We start from the raw sequence: 20,127 nt of genomic DNA, 5'->3' as shown, positions 1-20,127 counted from the left end.
GCCGACTCGGCGACCGACACCGCGGTGCCGCTGTCGGCCGCATACGCGCGAGCGAAGGCGTCCTCGGCGGTGGCGCCGCAGCTGGCGGTATCGGACACCAGGATGTCGTTGGCAGAAGGAGGCGACACACAGGTCACCGGCGCCGCTGCGGCGGTACCCCCACCGAACAGCGCAGCCGAGGCCACACCGACGGCGACGAGTACACCGGCCCGGAACGAACGGCGCGCGGTGAGAACGGATCGGAAGGAACGAATGGACAAGAACGGGCTCCTCTGCACTGGAGTGCCTCTTCGCGAAAGGCTGCGTCTGCGCGAACTGGGGAACGAGCGCCCCGCGCGAACGGGGGGCCGGTGCCCCGGCGGTAGGGTACCGATCACATGCGTCTCACGCGAGACCACGTGTCACAGACTGTCGAGGAGCCCCGGGAGAGCGGCGACGGAGTCGATGACGTGGTCGGGACGATCGACCGCCAGGTCCAGGACGGATTGCCGAAACTTGCCGGTACGCACCAGGATTCCCGTCATACCGAGGCGTTGCCCCGGGACGACCTCGCCCGCGATGTCGTCGCCGACGACCACCATCCGATCCGGTTCGACACCCATCCGCTCCGACGCGACGAGGAAGCCGCGCAGCGACGGCTTGCCCACCGCCACCACCGACCGGCCGGTGAGCTCCTCGAGTCCCGCCAGGTAGACCCCGGTGTCGATGCGCAACCCGTCGGCGGCCTGCCACGCGAGCGCCCGGTGCATCGCGACCACCGGGACGTCCTCGAGCATCAGTTCGGCGACGCGACTCATCGCCCGGTGCGTGAAGGCATCCCCCGCGCCACCGAGGATGACCACCTCCGGATCGTCCTCGTCCAGCACGAGACCGTCGAGATCGGCGGCGATGTCGCCTTCGTTGAGGACCCAGCAGCGCAGACCCGGATAGGTCTGCCGGACGTGGTCGACGGTGAGGGACACCGCGGTGACGATCTCGTCCGGCGACACCTCCATCCCGAGATCGGTGAGCCGCTGCGCGATCTCGGCGCACGTCCGGGAGGTGGTGTTGGTGAGGAAGGCGCGGCGGNCGCCGTCGGCACGCAGTCGTGCCAGGACGTCCGCCGCGCCCGGGACGGGCTGCCACTCGGTGACGAGCACGCCCTCGATATCGAACAACACCCCGTCCACACGCGTCATGCATCGAGCCTATCCGCGTGCGCGCCTACGGCGACAGGCTCGGCTCACACGCTTCCGGCGAGACGCTCGGCGAGCAGGCGGGTGAACCGCGCCGGATCCTCCACCTCGCCACCCTCGGCGATCAGCGCCATGCCGTGGAGCAGCTCGGCGACGTCGGCGAGCGAGGCGTCGTCCGGACGCTGTTCCCGGGCCGTGCGCAGACCCGACACGAGCGGGTGACCGGGGTTGAGTTCGAGGATCCGCTTGACCCGCGGCACCGGCTGACCCGACGCCTTGTACATCCGCTCGAGCGCGGGCGACATGCTGAAGGTGTCGCCGACGATGCACGCCGGGGAGGACGTCAGGCGCGACGAGAGCCGCACGTCCTTGACCTGCTCGTCGAGGGTCTCCTTCATCCACGACAGCAGGTCGCCGAACTCCTTCTCCTTCTCCTCGCGTTCGGCTTCGGCGGCCTTCTTCTCGTCCTCGGTACCGAGGTCGACGTCGCCCTTGGCGATCGACTGGAAGCGCTTGCCCTCGAACTCCGGAACGGAGGTCACCCACATCTCGTCGACGGGGTCGGTCAGGAGCAGCACCTCGATGCCCTTGTCGCGGAACGCCTCCATGTGCGGGGAGCTCTCGAGCAGCTGCCGCGACTCGCCGGTGAGGTAGTAGATCGCGTCCTGGCCGTCCTTCATGCGCTCGACGTAGCCGGCGAGCGTGGTCTGCTCCTCCTCGCTCGCCGTCGAGTCGAACGACGAGATCGCCAGCAGCGTGTCGCGGTTGTCGGTGTCGGAGATCAAACCTTCCTTGACGACCCGGCCGAACTCGCGCCAGAACTTCGTGTACTTCTCGGGTTCCTTCGCGGCCATGTCCTTGACGGTCGCGAGGACCTTCTTCGTCAGGCGGCGGCGGATGGCCCGGATCTGCCGGTCCTGCTGCAGGATCTCACGAGAGACGTTGAGCGACAGGTCCTGTGCGTCGACCACACCCTTGACGAAACGCAGGTACTCGGGGACGAGATCCTCGCAGTCGTCCATGATGAACACGCGCTTGACGTACAGCTGCACGCCGGTGCGCCGTTCGCGGGCGAACAGGTCGAAGGGCGCGTGCTCCGGGATGAACAGCAGCGCCTGGTATTCGAAGGTGCCCTCGGCCTTGAGCGGGATGATCTCGAGCGGCTCGTCCCAGGCATGGGCGATGTGCTTGTAGAAGTCCTTGTACTCGTCCTCGGAGACTTCGTCCTTCGAGCGCGCCCACAACGCCTTCTGCGAGTTGAGGGTCTTGGTCTCGAAGGTCACCTCGTCGGTGCCGTCCTCCGACTTCGTGGTGCGCGAGACCTCCATGCGGATCGGCCACGCGATGAAATCCGAGTACTTCTTGACGATCTCCTCGAGCTTCCACTGCGAGGTGTAGTCGAACAGGTGGTCCTCGGCATCCTCGGGCTTGAGATGCAGGATCACCGAGGTGCCCTGGGGCGCGTCGTCGACCTCGGCGATCGTGTAGGTGGATTCGCCGCTGGACTCCCAGCGCGTACCGGTCTTCTCCCCGGCCTTGCGGGTGACGAGCGTGACCTTGTCGGCGACCATGAACGACGAGTAGAAGCCGATACCGAACTGGCCGATCAACTCCTCGGAAGCGGCGGCGTCCTTGGCTTCGCGCAGCTTCTGCCGGAGTTCGCCCGTGCCGGACTTCGCGAGGGTGCCGATGAGATCGACGACCTCGTCGCGGTTCATGCCGATGCCGTTGTCGCGCACGGTCAGGGTGCGCGCATCCTTGTCCACCTCGAGCTCGACGTGCAGGTCGGAGGTGTCGACGTCGAGATCCTTGTTTCGGAAAGACTCCAGCCGGAGCTTGTCCAGGGCGTCCGACGCGTTGGAGATCAACTCGCGCAGGAAGGTGTCCTTGTTCGAGTAGATCGAGTGGATCATCAGATCCAGCAACTGCCGCGTCTCGGCCTGGAATTCACGCTGTTCGACGTTCGTACTCATTCCGGGTTCCCTTTCCACAAGCAGAACTTCCCCGGAAATAGTAAGCCGTCCGCGAGTCCGGCCCGTTCGCGCTTCCGGGTCCATGATGGAGGTGCAGGCTTCGTCGTTCACAGGAGGTTGCGATGACGGTTCGTCGGACGGTGGTCGTCGGTGCGGGCATCGTGGGTCTGTCCACCGCGTGGTTTCTGCAGGATCGAGGCATCGAGGTCACGGTGCTCGATCGGGTCGGCGTGGCGGGTGACGCCTCGTGGGGCAACGCCGGATGGCTCGCGCCGGCACTGACCCTGCCGCTACCCGAGCCGGGGGTGCTGCGTTACGGCTTGCGCTCGATGTTCCGGCCGTCGTCGCCCGTCTACGTGCCGCCCACGACGGATGTGCGGTTGCTGCGCTTCCTCGCCGACTTCGCCCGGCACTGCACGAGACGGCAGTGGACGTCGTCGATGGAGGTCTTCGCGCGCGCCAACCGCCTCGCCCTCGATGCCTACGACGATCTCGCCCGCGGGTCGGGCGACACGATCGTCACCGAACCGACGCGGGTCGCCGATCCGTTCCTCGCGGCGTTCACCTCGGACGATGACCGTCGGCTGCTGGTCGAGGAGTTCGAGCACGCGCGTGCCGCCGGCAGCGAGATCGACTTCGACCTGCTCGACACCGACACGCTGCATTCGCTCGAACCGCTGCTCGGGGACTCGGTGCAGGTGGGTCTCCGGATCCGGGGGCAGCGGTTCATCGATCCGCCGCGGTTCGTCGCCGCGCTGGCGCACGCGGTCCGCGCCAGGGATGCGGAGATCGTCACCGACGTCGACGTCGAGGAGGTGCGCGACACCGGTCGCGGGGTGGATGTCGTCGTGGCCGGTGGGGACTCGCGGTCGGCGGATGCGGTGGTACTCGCGAACGGAGCGTGGCTCGGGTCGCTCGCCCGGCCGTTCGGCGTGCGCACGCAGGTCCAGGCCGGTCGCGGCTACAGCTTCAGCGTGCGGCCGCCGAGCCTGCCGAAGAACCCGGTCTACTTCCCGGCCCAGCGGGTGGCGTGCACACCCCTCCAGGACCGTTTCCGGGTCGCGGGAATGATGGAGTTCCGCAGTCCCGACGCCCCGCTCGACCCGCGACGCATCCGGGCGATCGTCGACGCGACCCGTCCGCTGTTGCGTGAGGTCGACTGGGACGGGCGCAGCGAGGAGTGGGTGGGCTCACGGCCGTGCACGGCGGACGGGCTCCCGTTGATCGGCCGCACCCGTTCGGAGCGGGTGTACGTCGCCGGCGGGCACGGGATGTGGGGTGTGGCGCTCGGTCCCCTCACCGGACGGCTGCTCGCCGGGTCGATGACCGGCGAGCCGGATCCGTTGCTCAGGTCGTTCGATCCGCTGCGCTGACCGGTCCGGGTTCGAGACGGTCGCGCACGCGGTCGAACCATTCGAGGACGGCCCGTTCGTAGAGGATGCCGAAGTCGAGGGTCGCCGCGGCGTGCGGCGGGAGGATGTCGGCCGCCGCCTGCTGTTCGTAGGCGGCGAGCTGCTCCTCGTGTCTGCGGCGATGGTCGGCGAGCATCGAGGCGAGGCGCTCGGGCGAGAGGTGATCGCCGAAGGCGACGGTCAGGAGCAGCGGATGGCGGATGTTCTCGTCGCCCGGTTCGCGGTCGATCCATTCGGCGAAGGCCGTGCGTCCGGCCTCGGTCAGCAGGTAGGGCTTGCGGTCGCGCGGGCCCTTCTCCCCTGCCTCGATCAGTCCCTGCCGTTCCATCGCCGCCAGTTCCCGGTAGACCTGGCTCGTCGTCAGCGACCAGAACTTGCCGATGCGCGTCTGTGCGGTGGACACCAGGTCCCAGCCCGTTTTGGGGCCTTCGTGGAGGAATCCGAGCAGTGACGCGGCGGTGGCGTTGAGCGGTCGTCCGGTCATTGCCGGTTCCTTTCTCGATTCGGGTACGGAAAAGACTTGACATTCCACTGTGGCATATCCACCCTGGAATCAGGTGACATTCCATTGTGGAAGATCCCGGAGGGCACCATGGAACACACATCCACCACCGGCCCCGGTACCGCGACATCGCCGCTGCGCATCTCCGATGCCGAGCGCGAAACGATCGTGGAGGAGCTCGGGCGCCATCTCACCGCCGGACGGTTGACGATCGGCGAGTTCGACGAGCGTGCGGCCCGGGTCTACCGCGCCGTGACGCAGGACGACGCCGGCGCCGTTCTCACCGACCTGCCGTCGACACCCGTTCCTACCCCGTCCCCACCGGCCGGCAAACCGTTCCCACGTCTGCGCCTGCCGCTCCACCAGCGCATCGAGTGGGGAGCATGGGCCACCGTGGGATCGATCAATCTCGTGGTGTGGGCACTGGTCTCGCTCGGAACGGCCTCGCTGATCTACTTCTGGCCGATCTGGGTCATCGTTCCCTGGGGTCTCGTCCTGGCGGGACGCACCGCACTCGGACTCGAGGGCGGTCCGGACCGCCGCAGGACCGACGACCACATCCGCAACGCCCGGCGACTGCACCGCGAACACATGCGCCGCGCGGCCGTCGTCCACCGGCGTGCCGTCATGCACCGGCGTGGACTGAATCCGCACTGCGAGCGATCGAGCCGTACCTGGTACTGATGTTCCCGAGATAGTGCGGGTGCGTGAGGATGTAGGGGGCGTCGATCGAGATGCCGCGAACGACGATCTCCCCCGCCGTCTCCGGTGCCATGCCGGCGTTCCCGCCCTTGATGTGGTCCACGCGCCGGACCTCGCCGCCGAGCCGGGCGGTGCTGTCGTCGAGCCCCGAACGCACCAGTCCCGGGCACAGGACCGAGACCCCGACACCGTGCGGGGCGAGTTCGGCGCGTAGCGCTTCGGACATCGCGACGACGGCAGCCTTCGCCGCGCTGTACACACCGCGGCCCGGCACACCCGCGGTCAGCCCCATGACCGAGGCGGTGTTGACGATGTGCCCGTGCCCGCGTGCCCGCAGGTCACCCGCGAAGGTCGAAACGCCGTTGAACACCCCCGGTGACATCGATGTCGATGACGGTGTCGAAGACCTGAGGATCGAGGTCGGCGAAATCGGTTCCGTTGAAACCGATCCCGGCGTTGTTGACGAGGATGTCGACCGGGCCGAAGGCGTCCTCCGCCTCCTGCTTGACGCTGCACCAGCCCTCCCGGTCGCGTACGTCGAGGACGGCTCCGCGGAAGAGCCGGAAGACTCCCGTCCGGTCGGCGAGCGTGGATTCGATTGCCGCATCGTCGATGTCCGCGATCGTCACGGCCACTCCGCAGCGGGCCAGGGCGTCGGCGATACCGCGGCCGATGCCGCTCGCACCTCCGGTGACGAGCGCGTGGCGCGCCGAGGCGATGTTCATGGGGGCTCCGTTCGTCGAGATCGGTGGTTCGCCGGGATCGGTGGTTCGTCGAAATCAGCGCGACCGGCGGATCTTCCCGAAGTCCCAGCTGCGCACGCTGTGCGGAGTGACCCGCAGCCATGCGTGACGGCCGTCCGTCGTGAACTCGTCGCGACCGGCGTACTTGCGGGCGAAGGACAGTTCGACGCCGCGCAGCAGTTCGTCCTCGACGGTGCGCGCCACGACCTCGGGTCGGGAGCCGCGCGGCACGTCGCCGACGCTCACCGTGGTGCCGCGCACCTCGACGCCGCGCAGATCCGTGAACTGTTCCCCACCGTCGACGACGACCGCGATGCGCGGGTCCTTCTGCAGGTCGGTCCACCGGCGGCTGCGGACGAGGGAGTTGAGCCACAGGAAGGCGCCGTCCCAGACGAACCACAACGGAGCGACGTGCGGGCTTCCGTCACCACCGATCGTGGCGACGCGGCACGTCCGCTCGGCCGAGAGGAAGAGATCGATCTCCTCCTTCGTCATCGAGATCCCGGCGCCGCGCGTGCGCAGCGTGCCGTTTCCACTCATCAGGCCTCCTACCTGCACGAATCCTCGTGAAGAATTTTATTCTCTTTCATGAGAGAGATGTTCTCATCCGGCGGGTGCGAACACAACAGCCCGACGGGTCCGACCGGTCTGCGATAGTCGGGACCAGCCGTGCCCATCCCGGGCATCCCGCACGCCGGAGACGGAGCTGCCGATGTTTCTTCTCGACGACAGGCTGGTCTTCGGCGCCGGAGATCTCACCCGCGCCGCCTCGTGCGAGTTCGCACTGCTCCGCAGCCTCGACTCGGCGCTCGGTCGGCTCCCGCGCCCCGACACCGAACCCGATGCGATGCTCGACCGCGTCGTCGCACTCGGCGGCCGCCACGAGCAGCGCGTCCTCGACCGCTTCCGCGCGCAGGTGGGTGCGGAGAAGGTCGTCGAGATCGCCCGGCCCGAGTACACCGCGCAGGCGCTCACCGAGGCGGCGCAGGCCACCCTCGACGCCGTCCGGGCCGGCGCGCCCGTCGTCTATCAGGGCGCTTTCTTCGACACCGGCTCCTCCGACACCGCCCCCGATCCGCTCGGCATGATCGGCTTCTCCGACTTCCTCGTCCTCGAGGACGACGGCTACGCCGTCTACGACAGCAAACTCTCCCGGCATGCGAAGGTCGAGGCCCTGCTCCAGCTCGCCGCCTACGCGGACGCACTCGCGCGCACCGGGACGACGGTGTCCTCGCACGCGCATCTCGTCCTCGGCGACGGCTCGATCGCCTCCTACCCGCTCGCGGAGGTCATGCCGGTCTATCGGCACCGACGCGCCTGCCTCGAAACCCTTCTCACGTCGCACCGCGCTGCCCCCGGGCCGGTGCGGTGGGGAGCGGGTGGGCACACCGCCTGCGGTCGCTGCGACGACTGCACCCCGGAACTCGAACGTCACCGCGACCTGCTGCTGGTCGCGGGGATGCGCAGTACCCAGCGGCTGCGGCTGATCGAAGCGGGCGTGTCGACCATCGACGACCTCGCCGCATGCGCGGCACCCGTCGACGGGATGGCCCGCCGCACCTTCGACGCCCTGCGCGCCCAGGCACGGGCGCAGCTCGAGGAGGAGAGGCGGGGCAGTCCCTATGCGGAGGTCTACGACGCCACCCCGCTCGGCATCCTGCCCGCGCCCGACGAGGGCGACATCTTCTTCGATTTCGAAGGCGACCCACTGTGGTCCGAGGGCGGCAGTTCCGAGTGGGGACTCGAGTACCTGTTCGGCGTCGTGGAGGGACCGGCCGACGCACCGGCCTTCCGGCCCTTCTGGGCACACGACCGCGAGCAGGAGCGGCAGGCACTGCTGGACTTCCTCGACTACGTCACCGACCGCCGGCGTCGCCACCCGAGGATGCACGTCTACCACTACGCCCCGTACGAGAAGACGGCGTTGCTGCGGCTGGCCGGGCGCTACGGCGTCGGCGAGGAGATCGTCGACGACCTGCTGCGCGAAGGTGTGCTCGTCGACCTGTACCCCGTGGTGCGCAACTCGATCCGGGTGGGTGCCCGGGCGTACGGACTGAAGAAACTCGAACCGCTCTACACCGAGGAGAGCGAGGCACGCGACGGCGATGTCGCCGACGCGGGCGCCTCGATCGTCGCGTACGCCGACTACTGCGCACTGCGCGACGCCGGGCACCTCGAGGAGGCGGAACGCGAACTCGCGTCGATCGCCTCCTACAACGAGGCCGACTGCATCTCCACCCTGCGTCTGCGCGACTGGCTGCTCACCCACGCCCGCGACCACGGCATCTCCCCCACCGAGACGACCCACGGCGAGGCCGCTCCCGACGCGGAGGCGCACCCCGTCGAGACGAAACTCCTCGAATACGTCGGCGGTGCACTGGCGGGCGACCGCATCCCGGAACAGCAGGCGGCCGCACTCGTCGCCGCGGCCATGGGCTACCACCGGCGCGAGCGGAAACCTTTCTGGTGGGGACACTTCGATCGTCTGGCCACGACTCCCGACGAGTGGGCGGACGCCCGAGACACGCTGGTCGCAGCGACGTGCACACTCGAGACCGACTGGCACAAGGCCACGCCCCGCCGGCGACTGCTCCGGCGTCGGCTGCGCCTCGCGGGCGAGTTCGAGCCGGGCAGCACGTTGCGCGCCGGCCAGGACGTCTTCCTGTTGTACGACGCTCCGGGACCGGACGGACTGCCCGACGGCGGCACCGGGACGCGCGCGTGGTCGCGCGGCGTGGTCGTCGAACGCACCACGGGGACGGACCATCCCGACGTGCTCGTCGTGGACGAGTCGCTGCGGACGGACGAGGAGTACTCCGTGCTGCCGGTGGCCGTCACTCCCGGCGCGCCGATCTCGTCGAAGAACATCGAAGCGGCGATCGCCTCCGCCGCCGAGGCGATGTGCAGCGAGTTGCCGGCTCTGCCGTCGACCGCGGCGGTGGACGTGCTGCGCCGCATCCCTCCCCGCCTGCGCTCCGGTGCCGCGCTGCCGCCGCTCGGCGACGACGCGGCCGGCACGATCGTCACGGCCGTTCTCACCCTGGAGAATTCGTACCTGGCGGTGCAGGGCCCGCCCGGCACCGGAAAGACGTACACCGGGGCCCGGGTGGTGGCGGCGCTCGTGAACGAGCACGGCCGGCGCGTCGGCGTGGTCGCGCAGTCGCATTCGGTGGTCGAGAACATGCTGGCCGGCATCGTCGCCGCGGGAGTGTCGCCGGAACGGGTCGCCAAGGCGAAATGCCAGAGCCCCGATCCGACGTGGACCGCCTTCCCTGACGCGAAGTCCCTTGCGGCGCATATCGGTACATCCACCACCGGCTATGTGGTGGGCGGAACGGCCTGGGACTTCACGAATCCGAACTGCATCGAGCCCGGCAGCCTCGACCTGCTGGTGGTCGACGAGGCCGGTCAGTTCTGTCTCGCCAACACCATCGCCGTGGCCACGGCGGCGTCGAATCTGCTGCTGCTCGGCGATCCCCGCCAACTGCCGCAGGTCTCGCAGGGCACCCACCCCGAGCCGGTCGACGAGTCCGCCCTCGGATGGCTCGCCGAAGGGCACGGTGCGTTGCCCACCGATCGCGGCTACTTCCTTCCGGTGACCTGGCGGATGCACCCGGATCTGTGCGCGCGGGTGTCCGAGCTGTCCTACGAGGGACGACTGCGGTCGAAGTCCGAGATCACCACGCGCCGCGCGCTCGACGGCGTCCCGCCCGGCGTCCGGCTCGTGGAGGTCGCGCACGAGGGCAACGCGACCTGCTCACCCGAGGAGAGCGCCGAGATCGTGCGCGCCGTCGCAGCCGTGCTCGGCTCGGCGTGGACGGCCGACGCCGGCTCCCCGCCGCGACCCCTCGGCGAGGAGGACGTCCTGGTGGTCGCACCGTACAACGCTCAGGTCACCCGCCTACGGCAGGATCTCGCCGCCGCGGGTCTGCACCGGGTCCAGGTGGGCACCGTCGACAAGTTCCAGGGCCGCCAGGCGGCGATGGTGTTCGTGTCGATGACGGCCTCCGCCGTCGAGGACGTGCCGCGGGGCATGTCGTTCCTGTTGTCCCGCAACCGGTCGAACGTGGCTCTCTCACGCGGCAAGTGGTCTGCGGTGATCGTCCGGTCCGGCACCCTGACCGATCACCTCCCGTCGACCCCGGACGGCCTGATCGAACTCGGGGCGTTCATGCGGTTGACCGGAGCCGACCCGACCGCGACGTGACCGCACTCACATCGTCCGTTAGGATCGACGGCGATCCTGTTACCTCAGGTATCAGATACACGGGACCCGGTCCCCCGAGAAGACCCGGTCCCCCGAGCACAGGAGTACACGTGTCGAAGACCCTCGAGGCCACGATCGAGATCACCGCCTCCCCCGAGCAGGTGTGGCGCGTGGTGTCCGATCTGAAGCGGATGGGCGAGTGGAGCCCACAGTGCCGTCGGATGATCGTGCGCGGCGGGCCGGTGTCGGCCGGTACCACCACGATCAACATCAACAAGAAGGGCCTGCTGGTGTGGCCCACGACGTCGAAGGTGATCGATTTCGAACCCGGCCGTCGCCTGAGCTTCCGGATCAACGAGAACCGGTCCATCTGGTCGTTCACCCTCGAACCCACCGCCACCGGCACGCGGGTCACCCAGCGGCGCGAGGCGCCCACCGGGACCAGCAAGGTCTCGCAGACCCTGGTCAAGTATGTCCTCGGCGGCACCGAGGCGTTCGACGACGAACTGACGATGGGGATGAACGCGACTCTCGCCCGTCTCAAGAACGAGATCGAGGCGGGCGCGCGGGTCTGACCTTCCCTCCTCCGCTCACGTACGCTGGAGTGCCTGTGGACCGACAGGACCCGCCCGCGCGACGGGCGGGTCCACTGCGGTCCGGATCACCGATCGCCAGCGATAAGAGGAGCCCGTGGCACGTAAGCCGACGCCCGCCGGAACACCCCCCACCAGCGGGGTAGCCCACATGGTCGACCTGGTCAGGCATGTCGTACCGCCCATGCATCCGGGCGGCATCCCCTTCGTCGCAGCTCCGCTCGCCGTGGCCACCCTCGGCCGCCGCAAGCCCTGGCTGCGCCGCGCCGGTCTCGCATCGGCACTGGCGTGCGCCACCTTCTTCCGGCACCCGCACCGCGTGCCGCCGAACCGTGCCGGGGTGGTCGTCGCTCCCGCCGACGGTGAGATCGCTCTCGTCGACCACGCCGTGCCGCCCGCCGAACTCGGGCTCGGCAGCGAGGAGCGCCCCCGGGTCAGCATCTTCCTGTCCGTCCTCGACGTGCACGTGCAGCGCAGCCCCGTCGGCGGCACCGTCCGCTCGGTGGTCCACACCCCGGGCAAGTTCCTCTCCGCCGATCTCGCCGACGCGAGCGAGGTCAACGAGCGCACCAGCATGCTGATCGAGACGCGCGACGGCGCCGAGGTCGCCGTCGTCCAGATCGCCGGGCTGCTGGCACGGCGCATCGTCAACGACGCGCAGATCGGCGACACCCTGCCGATCGGCGACACCTACGGCCTGATCCGCTTCGGATCCCGGGTCGACACCTACCTGCCGGTCGGGAGCACCCTGCTGGTCGAACGCGGCCAGCGCACCATCGGTGCCGAGACCGTCCTCGCTCAGCTGCCCACGGTGTCGTGAGTCCGCACACGCAGGGTTCGCGTGCGGTCGCGACCGGGCGGTCCCGCAATCGGCCCAACGTCGTCCGCCTGCTGCCGAGCGTCATCACGATCCTGGCGTTCTCCGCCGGACTGTCGGCGGTGAAGTTCGCGCTCGACGGACAACTCGGCACCGCGCTCGGCATGATCGGCGCCGCGGCCGTCCTCGACTCGCTCGACGGCCGCATCGCCCGCATGCTCGACGCGACCAGCAAGATCGGCGCCGAACTCGACTCGCTGTCGGACGCCGTCGCGTTCGGTGTCGCCCCGGCGCTCGTGCTCTACGTGACGTTGCTCGACGGCAGCCCCTTCGGCTGGATCGTCGCCCTGCTCTACGCGGTGAGCCTCGTGCTGCGACTCGCGCGCTTCAACACCCTGCTCGAGGACGACAGCGTCCCCGCCTACGCACGTGAGTACTTCGTCGGTGTGCCCGCACCGGCGGCCGCCCTCATCGCGCTCGCACCCGTCGCCGCCCACATCCAGTGGGGCGACGGCTGGTGGACCGCCTACGGGCTGGTCGCGGTGTGGATCCTCGGGACGGCCGGGCTCGCGATCAGCCGCATCCCGACCTTCGCGATGAAGTCGGCGTCCGTGCCCGCGCGACTCGCCGTGGTGCTGCTCGTGCTGGTCGCGGTGGCGGCGGCCGCGCTGGTCACCTATCCGTTCATCCTCATGCTCGTGCTGGTCGCGGTCTACCTCGCGCACATCCCCTTCGCGGTGCGTTCGCGGCGCTGGGTCGCGGCCCGGCCCGAGACCTGGGACATCAAGCCCTCGGAGCGACGCGCACTGCGTGCCCGCAACCGCGCGCAGCGTCCGCGTCGTGTCGCCGCCCGGCGTGTCGCCACGTCGGCGAGATCTCAGGCGCGACTCGGGCTGCGCCGTCCGCGAGGACGATGACATGCACGACCCGCGAGGACGCTAGTCACGTTCTAGGCTCGGCGGGGTGACGACCCCACAACTCTCACTCACCGTCCGGCTCAACACCTCCGCCGCCGACTCGCGGCGCGGTGTCGTGCGTCTGCACCCCGAGGCGCTGGCCGCGCTGGGCCTGCGGGAATGGGACGCGATCGCACTCGTGGGAGCGCGTCGCACGGCGGTCGTGGCGGGTCTCGCCCCGGCCGGCACCCCGACCGGCACGATCCTGCTCGACGACGTGGTGCTGTCGAACACGGGCCTGAAGGAGGACGCGACGGTCGTCGTCGCGCCCGTGACGGTCTACGGCGCGCGCACGGTGACGGTCACCGGGTCCACCCTCGCGCGGCAGTCGATCCCGGAGACCACCCTGCGTCAGGCGCTGCTCGGGAAGGTCCTCACCGTCGGCGACGCGGTGTCGCTGCTCCCTCGCGATCTCGGACCGGGCACGAGCAACGCCGAGACGACGCGGGCGCTGTCGCGGACCTTCGCGATCGCGTGGACCACCGAACTGCTCACCGTCTCGTCGGTCGATCCGGCCGGGCCGGTGAGCGTGCAGCCGAACACCGCCGTCGTCTGGGGTGGTGGCCCGGGTGCCCTGCCGTTCTCCGTGCCGTCCGCCTCCGGATTCGTCTCGTCGGGGTTCGTCGCCTCCTCCCCCGTGACCGCCCGGCCCGAATCGGCCCCCGCCACGCCTCCGGCACCGCCGATCGAGGATCTCGTGGGTGTGCAGGCCCAGGTCGCGAAGCTCTCCGAATGGCTCACCCTCTCGCTCGACGAACCCGAACTGCTGCGCACCCTCGGCGCGTCGCCGCATCTCGGGGTGCTCGTCACCGGCCCCGCGGGCGTCGGTAAGGCGACCTTCGTGCGCTCGGTGGTCGCCGACCGGCGTCTGGTCGAGGTCGACGGGCCGGGCGTGGGTGCACTCGCCGCCGACGAGCGACTGCGCCGGATCTCCGCTGCGGCCGAAGCGGTGCGCGGCGGGGGTGTCCTGCTGCTCACCGACGTCGATGCCGTGCTCCCCGCCGACACCGAACCCGTCGCGACATTGATCCTCGACGAGCTGCGACGGGTCGTCGACACCGAGGGCGCGGTGCTGATCGCGACCACCGCGCATCCCGACGACGTCGACTCCCGGCTGCGCGCCCCGGAGATCTGCGACCGCGAACTGTCCCTGCCGCTGCCCGACGGCGCGACCCGGCGGGCCCTGCTCGACGTGCTGCTGCGCTCGGTGCCGTCCACCGGTCTCGACCTCGCCGCCGTCGCGGGTCGCACCCCCGGTTTCGTCGTCGCCGACCTCGCGGCGCTGTGTCGCGAGGCGGCACTGCGCGCGGCGTCGCGGGCGAACCGCGACGACGACGAACCCTCGCTCGTCCAGGACGACCTGCTCGGCGCGCTCGAGGTGATCCGTCCGCTGTCGCGGTCGGGCTCCGAGGAGTTGGCGATCGGCAGCGTGAGCCTCGACGACGTCGGCGACATGGTCGAGACGAAGCAGGCCCTGACCGAAGCCGTCCTGTGGCCGCTGCAGCATCCCGATTCGTTCGAGCGTCTCGGCGTCGACCCGCCGCGCGGTGTGCTGCTGTACGGCCCGCCCGGTTGCGGCAAGACCTATCTCGTCCGCGCTCTCGCCGGCACGGGGCGTCTGAGCGTCCACGCCGTCAAGGGCGCCGAACTGATGGACAAGTGGGTCGGTGCGTCGGAGAAGGCGGTGCGCGAGTTGTTCGAGCGTGCCCGCAACTCGGCACCGGCGTTGGTGTTCCTCGACGAGATCGATGCGCTCGCACCGCGCCGCGGGCAGAGCTCCGATTCCGGGGTGTCCGACCGGGTCGTCGCGTCGCTGCTCACCGAACTCGACGGTGTCGAGCCGCTGCGCGACGTCGTGGTGGTGGGAGCGACGAACCGGCCCGACCTCATCGACCCGGCTCTGCTGCGTCCCGGCCGGCTCGAACGTCTCGTGTTCGTGCCGCCGCCGGACGCCGAGGCCCGGGCCGCGATCCTGAAGACCGCGGGCCGATCGGTACCGCTCGACGACGACGTCGACCTCGACGACCTGGCCGCCGGACTCGACGGCTACTCGGCCGCGGACTGCTCGGCGCTGCTGCGCGAGGCCGCGCTCGCGGCGATGCGGCGCAACGTCGACGCCGCCGTGGTCACCGCGGAGGACGTCGCGGTGGCCCGGGAGAAAGTGCGACCCTCGCTCGATCCCGCGCAGGTCGCTCATCTGCAGGCCTATGCGGAGGGCCGTTGAGATGGCCGTGACCACCGCGGTCCGCGTCGCCGGACCGGCAGCCGTCCTCGCGGCCTTCCTCGCCGCCGGGGTCGCGATCCTCGTCCCGGCCGCGGGCGAATCCGTCCTTCCTGAGGGTGCGCGCAGCGAATGGGCGCCCGTGGTCACCGCCGCGCTCGCCGTTCTCTCGGCGGCCGGGCTGCAGCGGACCGGCTCCCGACGTACCGCCTGGATGCTGGCCGCCGCCTCGATCGTGGTCCTCGGGTCGATCCGCTATCTCGTTCCCGCCGGTATCTCGGCCGACAGCCTGACGGTCGTCGGATGGATGATCGCCGCGATCACCGGTGTGCTGCTCGGGGCGGCGACCGCGGGCTCGTGGGGTTCGGCGACCGGTCAGTGGGCCCTGATCGCCGGTGGCTGGGCGGCCTTCCTCACCGCCGCGGCCGTCGGTTCCGAGGTCCCCGTGGAGGCCATGCGCTGGACGGTTCCCCAGTGGGCGCTGGCCTTCGCACTCGTGGCAACGGTCGCCGCCGCGCTGACGGTGCCTGCCGGGATGCGCGTGCAGCGGGCCGATCCGCGGTTGCTCGCGATCATGGTGACCGCCGCGGTGGTGCTCTCGGTGGGCTACCGGCTGCTGGGTGGATTCGTGGGTTCCCGCGCGAGCGACACGGGTGTGCTCCTGTGGCTGGTCGCCGGTGGGGCGCTCGCGGTGGCGGTCGTCGGCGCCGAGATCGTCGCGCGCCTCGTCCCGCCCGGCGACGACCGGTTCGTCCTCGCTGTCACCGGAGCCGTGGCCGCGGCGTACCCCGTCCTCGTCGAGTTGTGGTCGGGTATGCAGTCGGCGACCGTGCCGTGGTGGGTGCTGCTCGTCGCGGGGGCCGCCGTGGTCGCCGGGGTGCGGCTCTCCCCCTACATGCCGTACGCGCTGCCCGGGTTGGTGCTCGCCGCGTCGATCTCGGCGGCGACGGTGTGGTGGCCGGCGGAGATCGGCGAGGGCATTCCCCTCGCGGTGCGGGTCGCGCTCGTCGCGCTGGGCACCGGTCTCGCACTCGGGGCATCGTTGCCGGGCTCGGCGTCCGTCGCGGCTCTCGGCCTGGCACTGCCGGTGCCGGCGACGGCCGTCGTCGGGGCGGTGTGGATGCTTCCGGCGGATGCGCAGTGGTCGGCGCTCGCACTGTTCGCCGCGGCCGTGATCTGTGCGTGGCAGGTGCGCTAGCGCTCTCACCTCCCCGATTCGCAAGCGTGCGAAGACAACCGTTAGGATGGGCACAATCCGTTTTGCCCGATGACGGCGAGCGGCGTGCATGTCGGGGCGATCCCCGTTTCGGCGGTGTGCCGTCCGCTGTGACGACAGCGAGTCCCACGGCCCGCAGTCAGTTTCACCCCGCCGACAGGCCCGACCCCGACGGAGTGCCTTTTGATCGCCATACTCGTTGCCCATGCGGTCGCTGCCCTTCTGGCGCCGCTTCTGGTCCGAGTCATGGGGAGAAATGCATTCCTGCCGCTCGCGGTGGTGCCCCTCGCGAGTCTCGGCTGGGTCGTCACCAACTGGGGAACCGATCAGAAACTGCAGATCGCGTGGGCCTCGACGCTGTCGATGAATTTCGATCTGCGCTTCGACACGCTCGCGGCGATCATGTGCGTGCTCGTCCTGGGCATCGGCTCGTTGATCCTGCTCTACTGCTCGCGCTATTTCGAGGACGACGAGCCCCGCCTGGGCGTGTTCGCCGCCGAGATGGTCGCCTTCGCGGGCGCCATGTTCGGTCTGGTGGTCAGCGACAACATGTTGCTGCTCTACATCTTCTGGGAACTGACGACCGTCCTGTCGTTCCTGCTCGTCGGGCATTACGCCGAACGCGCCTCGAGTCGCCGTGCCGCCACCCAGGCCCTGCTCGTCACCACGGCCGGTGGTCTGGCGATGCTGGTCGGCATCATCATCCTCGGCGAGATGGTCGGCAGCTACAACCTGTCCGACGTCGTCGCGGCGGCACCTCACGGATGGCTCGCCGGCGTCGCCGTGGTGCTCGTGCTCGTCGGCGCACTGTCGAAGTCCGCCGTGGTCCCGCTGCACTTCTGGCTGCCCGGCGCGATGGCCGCCCCCACCCCGGTGTCCGGATATCTCCACGCCGCGGCGATGGTCAAAGCCGGCATCTACCTCGTGGCCCGGCTCGCACCCGGCTTCGCGGACAGCGCCGCGTGGCGGCCGATCGTCATCGGTCTCGGTCTCGCGTCGATGATCCTCGCCGGCTGGCGAGCGTTCCGCGCCTTCGACCTCAAGCTCATCCTGGCCTTCGGCACCGTCAGCCAGCTCGGCTTTCTCACTGCGCTGGTGGGCACGGGCAGCCGGGAAGCGGCCCTGGCGGGCCTGGCGATGGTGATCGCCCACGCCCTGTTCAAGGCATGCCTGTTCATGGTGGTCGGCATCATCGACCACTCCACCGGCACCCGCGACATCCGCAAACTCGCGCATCTCGGCTCTGCCGCCCCCTACCTGATGGTGATCGCGATACTTGCGGCGGCGAGCATGGCCGGTCTGCCGCCGTTCATCGGTTTCGTCGCGAAGGAAGCCGCGCTCGAGTCGTCGCTGGTGGCCGAGGTGCTCCCCGAATGGGCGCGGATAGCCATGACTGCGGGCATCGTGGTGGGCTCGATCCTCACCCTCGCCTACAGCATCCGGTTCATCTGGGGCGCCTTCGGTCGTAAGCAGCTCAAACGTCCGAGCCCCGCGGTGCAGAACCTGCACGCGCCCGGCCCGCTGCTGCTCACCGCCCCGAGCGTCCTCGCGTTCGCCGGTCTCGCCGCGGGCTTCGCGAGCTCGTGGATCGACCATCTGATCGCCCCCTACGCCGACGAGCTGCCCACCGAACTCAGCAAGCCCTACCACCTGGCGTTGTGGCACGGATTCACCCTGCCGCTCGCTCTGACCGGCGTGGTGATCGTGGGCGGCACGGCCCTGTTCCTCGCGCACCGCACCATCGCGCGCCTGCGCTTCGAGCATCCCCCGCTCGGTAACGCCGACCGGATGTACGACGCGACCCTCCAGGGCATGGACACCCTGTCCCTGCGCCTGACCGCCTTCCTGCAGCGCGGTTCGCTCCCCCTGACCCAGGCGACCATCCTCATCACCCTGGTTGCGCTCCCGACGGTGCTGATGTTCTTCTTCGGTCTGAGCACGATGCCGTCGACGCGCGCGTGGGACTCGATCTGGCAGCTCGGGGTGGGGCTGATCATGATGGCCGCCGCGATCACCGCGACGGCCCTGCGCAATCGCCTCGGCGGTGTGCTGGTCGTGGGCGTGACGGGTTACGGGCTCGGTGTGCTGTTCGCCCTCCAGGGAGCTCCCGACCTCGCGCTCACCCAGTTCCTCGTCGAGACCGTCACCCTCGTGATGTTCGTGCTGGTCCTGCGCAAGCTGCCCGCCGAGACCGACCCGGCCGCGGTGATGGGCAGCAAGTTCGCCCGCGCGATGCTCGGCATCGCCGTGGGCGCGGTGGTCGCCGGGATCGGCGCCTACGCCGTCGCGGCACGCACCACCGATCCGATCTCGCTGCTGCTGCCCGACGCCGCCTACTACGGCGGTGACGGCAAGAACATCGTCAACGTCCTGCTCGTCGACATCCGCGCCTGGGACACGCTGGGCGAGATCTCGGTGCTGCTGGTCGCCGCGACCGGCGTGGCCAGCCTGGTCTTCCGCACCCGCCGCTTCGGCACCGCCCCGCGTGTGGCGGACGCACCTGCGGCGCAGCTCGACGCGGTCTCCGCCAGCAACGAGACGACCTGGCTGCTCGGCGGCGATCTCATCGATCCGCGCTACCGATCGCTGGTCCTCGAGGTCACCACGCGACTGGTCTTCCCCACCATGATGATCCTGTCGGTGTACTTCTTCTTCTCCGGGCACAACGCGCCCGGTGGCGGTTTCGCGGGCGGTCTCGTCGCCGGTCTCGCGCTGGTGTTGAGGTACCTGGCCGGCGGACGCTACGAGCTCGGAGAGGCGGTTCCCATCGACGCCGGCAAGATCCTCGGCATCGGACTCACCTTCGCCGCGGGCACCGCACTGGTGTCGATGTTCCTCGGCGCCCCGGCGCTGTCGTCGGCGACCCTCGAGCTCACGCTGCCTCTGCTCGGCGACATCAAGCTCGTGACCGCACTGTTCTTCGACCTCGGTGTGTACCTCATCGTCGTCGGCCTGATCCTGGACGTGCTGCGCAGCCTCGGTGCTCGCCTCGACGCCGAGACCGTGGGTGAGCGCCGATGACCGCGAACATCACGCTCCTCGCCGTCGTCGGTGTGCTCGTCGCGGCCGGTGTGTACCTGCTGCTCGAACGCAGCATCATCAAGATGCTGCTGGGCCTGCTGCTGGCCGGCAACGGCATCAACCTGCTACTGCTCACCCTCGGCGGTCCCGCAGGTCATGCACCCATCGTCGGTGTGGAGAGCGACGTCGAGCCGGACATGGCCGATCCCCTCGCGCAGGCGATGATCCTCACCGCGATCGTCATCACGATGGGTGTGGCGGCGTTCGTGCTGGCACTGACCTACCGCTCCTACACCTACCGCGCACGGGACGAGATCGAGAACGACCCCGAGGACACCCTCGTGTCGCAGCGACGCAGTCTCGCCGACCTGCCGTCACGAGACCGCTCCGACGACCCGCTCACCGGTATCCCGAGCAAGAGCGGCGACGCCTTCGACGCCGCGGGCAACCCGATCCCGCTCGATCAGCTCAAGAACATCGAGGACATCGAGGCGTACGAGGATCTGCACGACGGCGACTTCGACGACCCGACCGACTCGGCCTACACGCAGAACCAGGGCGGGACGGACGAGCCCGGTAGTGCCGACGT

The 20,127-nt window shown here is 69.7% G+C and carries 16 protein-coding genes and 1 pseudogene; 10 read left to right on the top strand and 7 right to left on the bottom strand.

Translation table 11 applies throughout. The features are described from left to right. The 3 genes from ACLBYD_RS21555 to htpG form a co-directional block, all read right to left on the bottom strand. Positions 1 to 260, bottom strand: a 260-nt coding sequence (locus ACLBYD_RS21555; protein WP_447818033.1) for a DUF6764 family protein, incomplete at its 3' end; no start/stop codon positions are given. Positions 261 to 401: 141 nt separating this feature from the next. Then, positions 402 to 1,178 carry an HAD-IIA family hydrolase gene (locus ACLBYD_RS21550; RefSeq protein ID WP_447818032.1) on the bottom strand — a complete coding sequence of 259 codons (777 nt, stop codon included), beginning with the start codon at positions 1,176 to 1,178 and terminating at the stop codon, positions 402 to 404. 44 nt (positions 1,179 to 1,222) lie between these two features. Further along, on the bottom strand, positions 1,223 to 3,148 hold the full coding sequence (gene htpG, locus ACLBYD_RS21545; protein ID WP_192378513.1) for a molecular chaperone HtpG: 1,926 nt from the start codon (positions 3,146 to 3,148) through the stop codon (positions 1,223 to 1,225). Positions 3,149 to 3,270: 122 nt separating this feature from the next. On the opposite strand from htpG, the gene ACLBYD_RS21540 reads away from it, so the two are divergent. Continuing rightward, the gene (locus ACLBYD_RS21540; RefSeq protein ID WP_447818031.1) at positions 3,271 to 4,521 is read left to right on the top strand and encodes an NAD(P)/FAD-dependent oxidoreductase; all 1,251 of its coding nucleotides are present in this window, start codon (positions 3,271 to 3,273) and stop codon (positions 4,519 to 4,521) included. Here the strand turns inward: ACLBYD_RS21540 and ACLBYD_RS21535 are convergent. Further along, positions 4,496 to 5,044: a PadR family transcriptional regulator gene (locus ACLBYD_RS21535; protein WP_447818030.1), complete on the bottom strand. Its 549-nt coding sequence runs from the start codon at positions 5,042 to 5,044 to the stop codon at positions 4,496 to 4,498. The two genes, ACLBYD_RS21540 and ACLBYD_RS21535, sit on opposite strands and share 26 nt — an antisense overlap. A 108-nt stretch (positions 5,045 to 5,152) precedes the next feature. On the opposite strand from ACLBYD_RS21535, the gene ACLBYD_RS21530 reads away from it, so the two are divergent. Continuing rightward, on the top strand, positions 5,153 to 5,746 hold the full coding sequence (locus ACLBYD_RS21530; protein ID WP_447818029.1) for a DUF1707 SHOCT-like domain-containing protein: 594 nt from the start codon (positions 5,153 to 5,155) through the stop codon (positions 5,744 to 5,746). Here ACLBYD_RS21530 and ACLBYD_RS21525 read toward each other — a convergent pair. From ACLBYD_RS21525 to ACLBYD_RS21515, 3 genes are read right to left on the bottom strand one after another with little or no spacing between them, the layout of a single operon-like run. Further along, entirely contained in the window at positions 5,688 to 6,134 is a 447-nt protein-coding gene (locus tag ACLBYD_RS21525) for an SDR family NAD(P)-dependent oxidoreductase (protein ID WP_447818028.1), read from the bottom strand. The two genes, ACLBYD_RS21530 and ACLBYD_RS21525, sit on opposite strands and share 59 nt — an antisense overlap. Next, the gene (locus ACLBYD_RS21520; RefSeq protein ID WP_447818027.1) at positions 6,103 to 6,489 is read right to left on the bottom strand and encodes an SDR family NAD(P)-dependent oxidoreductase; all 387 of its coding nucleotides are present in this window, start codon (positions 6,487 to 6,489) and stop codon (positions 6,103 to 6,105) included. The genes ACLBYD_RS21525 and ACLBYD_RS21520 overlap by 32 nt, the downstream gene beginning before the upstream one ends. A gap of 54 nt (positions 6,490 to 6,543) precedes the next feature. After that, on the bottom strand, positions 6,544 to 7,047 hold the full coding sequence (locus tag ACLBYD_RS21515) for a pyridoxamine 5'-phosphate oxidase family protein (protein ID WP_447818026.1): 504 nt from the start codon (positions 7,045 to 7,047) through the stop codon (positions 6,544 to 6,546). Positions 7,048 to 7,219: 172 nt separating this feature from the next. On the opposite strand from ACLBYD_RS21515, the gene ACLBYD_RS21510 reads away from it, so the two are divergent. The 8 genes and pseudogenes from ACLBYD_RS21510 to ACLBYD_RS21475 all read left to right on the top strand — a co-directional run. Continuing rightward, positions 7,220 to 10,714 carry a TM0106 family RecB-like putative nuclease gene (locus ACLBYD_RS21510; protein WP_447818025.1) on the top strand — a complete coding sequence of 1,165 codons (3,495 nt, stop codon included), beginning with the start codon at positions 7,220 to 7,222 and terminating at the stop codon, positions 10,712 to 10,714. A 110-nt stretch (positions 10,715 to 10,824) separates the two neighbouring features. After that, positions 10,825 to 11,289, top strand: coding sequence for an SRPBCC family protein (locus ACLBYD_RS21505; protein WP_085469694.1), 465 nt, complete (start codon positions 10,825 to 10,827; stop codon positions 11,287 to 11,289). 115 nt (positions 11,290 to 11,404) lie between these two features. Continuing rightward, positions 11,405 to 12,127, top strand: a complete 723-nt coding sequence (locus ACLBYD_RS21500) for a phosphatidylserine decarboxylase (RefSeq protein ID WP_024101805.1) — start codon at positions 11,405 to 11,407, stop codon at positions 12,125 to 12,127. Next, positions 12,124 to 13,041 carry a CDP-alcohol phosphatidyltransferase family protein gene (locus tag ACLBYD_RS21495; protein ID WP_060650589.1) on the top strand — a complete coding sequence of 306 codons (918 nt, stop codon included), beginning with the start codon at positions 12,124 to 12,126 and terminating at the stop codon, positions 13,039 to 13,041. The genes ACLBYD_RS21500 and ACLBYD_RS21495 overlap by 4 nt, the downstream gene beginning before the upstream one ends. A gap of 46 nt (positions 13,042 to 13,087) precedes the next feature. Further along, positions 13,088 to 15,304: an AAA family ATPase gene (locus ACLBYD_RS21490; RefSeq protein WP_447818023.1), complete on the top strand. Its 2,217-nt coding sequence runs from the start codon at positions 13,088 to 13,090 to the stop codon at positions 15,302 to 15,304. A 1-nt stretch (position 15,305) separates the two neighbouring features. After that, positions 15,306 to 16,499, top strand: a complete 1,194-nt coding sequence (locus ACLBYD_RS21485; RefSeq protein ID WP_447818022.1) for a hypothetical protein — start codon at positions 15,306 to 15,308, stop codon at positions 16,497 to 16,499. A 201-nt stretch (positions 16,500 to 16,700) separates the two neighbouring features. After that, a complete protein-coding gene (locus ACLBYD_RS21480) occupies positions 16,701 to 19,538 on the top strand; it encodes a Na+/H+ antiporter subunit A (protein ID WP_447818020.1) in 2,838 nt (945 codons plus the stop codon). After that, positions 19,535 to 20,077, top strand: a pseudogene (locus tag ACLBYD_RS21475) (Na(+)/H(+) antiporter subunit C); the annotation flags it as partial. The gene ACLBYD_RS21480 and the pseudogene ACLBYD_RS21475, both read left to right, overlap by 4 nt. Positions 20,078 to 20,127: the final 50 nt, after the last annotated feature.

The sequence above is a fragment of the Rhodococcus sp. C26F genome, from assembly GCF_053345925.1.
This window is presented reverse-complemented; position numbering and strand designations above follow the sequence as displayed.

Excerpts from the sequence above, each read along its gene's own strand:
- htpG (WP_192378513.1), bottom strand. The coding sequence starts at position 3,148 with ATGAGTACGAACGTCGAACAGCGTGAATTCCAGGCCGAGACGCGGCAG.
- ACLBYD_RS21540 (WP_447818031.1), top strand. The coding sequence starts at position 3,271 with ATGACGGTTCGTCGGACGGTGGTCGTCGGTGCGGGCATCGTGGGTCTG.
- ACLBYD_RS21535 (WP_447818030.1), bottom strand. The coding sequence starts at position 5,044 with ATGACCGGACGACCGCTCAACGCCACCGCCGCGTCACTGCTCGGATTC.
- ACLBYD_RS21530 (WP_447818029.1), top strand. The coding sequence starts at position 5,153 with ATGGAACACACATCCACCACCGGCCCCGGTACCGCGACATCGCCGCTG.
- ACLBYD_RS21520 (WP_447818027.1), bottom strand. The coding sequence starts at position 6,489 with ATGAACATCGCCTCGGCGCGCCACGCGCTCGTCACCGGAGGTGCGAGC.
- ACLBYD_RS21515 (WP_447818026.1), bottom strand. The coding sequence starts at position 7,047 with ATGAGTGGAAACGGCACGCTGCGCACGCGCGGCGCCGGGATCTCGATG.
- ACLBYD_RS21510 (WP_447818025.1), top strand. The coding sequence starts at position 7,220 with ATGTTTCTTCTCGACGACAGGCTGGTCTTCGGCGCCGGAGATCTCACC.
- ACLBYD_RS21485 (WP_447818022.1), top strand. The coding sequence starts at position 15,306 with ATGGCCGTGACCACCGCGGTCCGCGTCGCCGGACCGGCAGCCGTCCTC.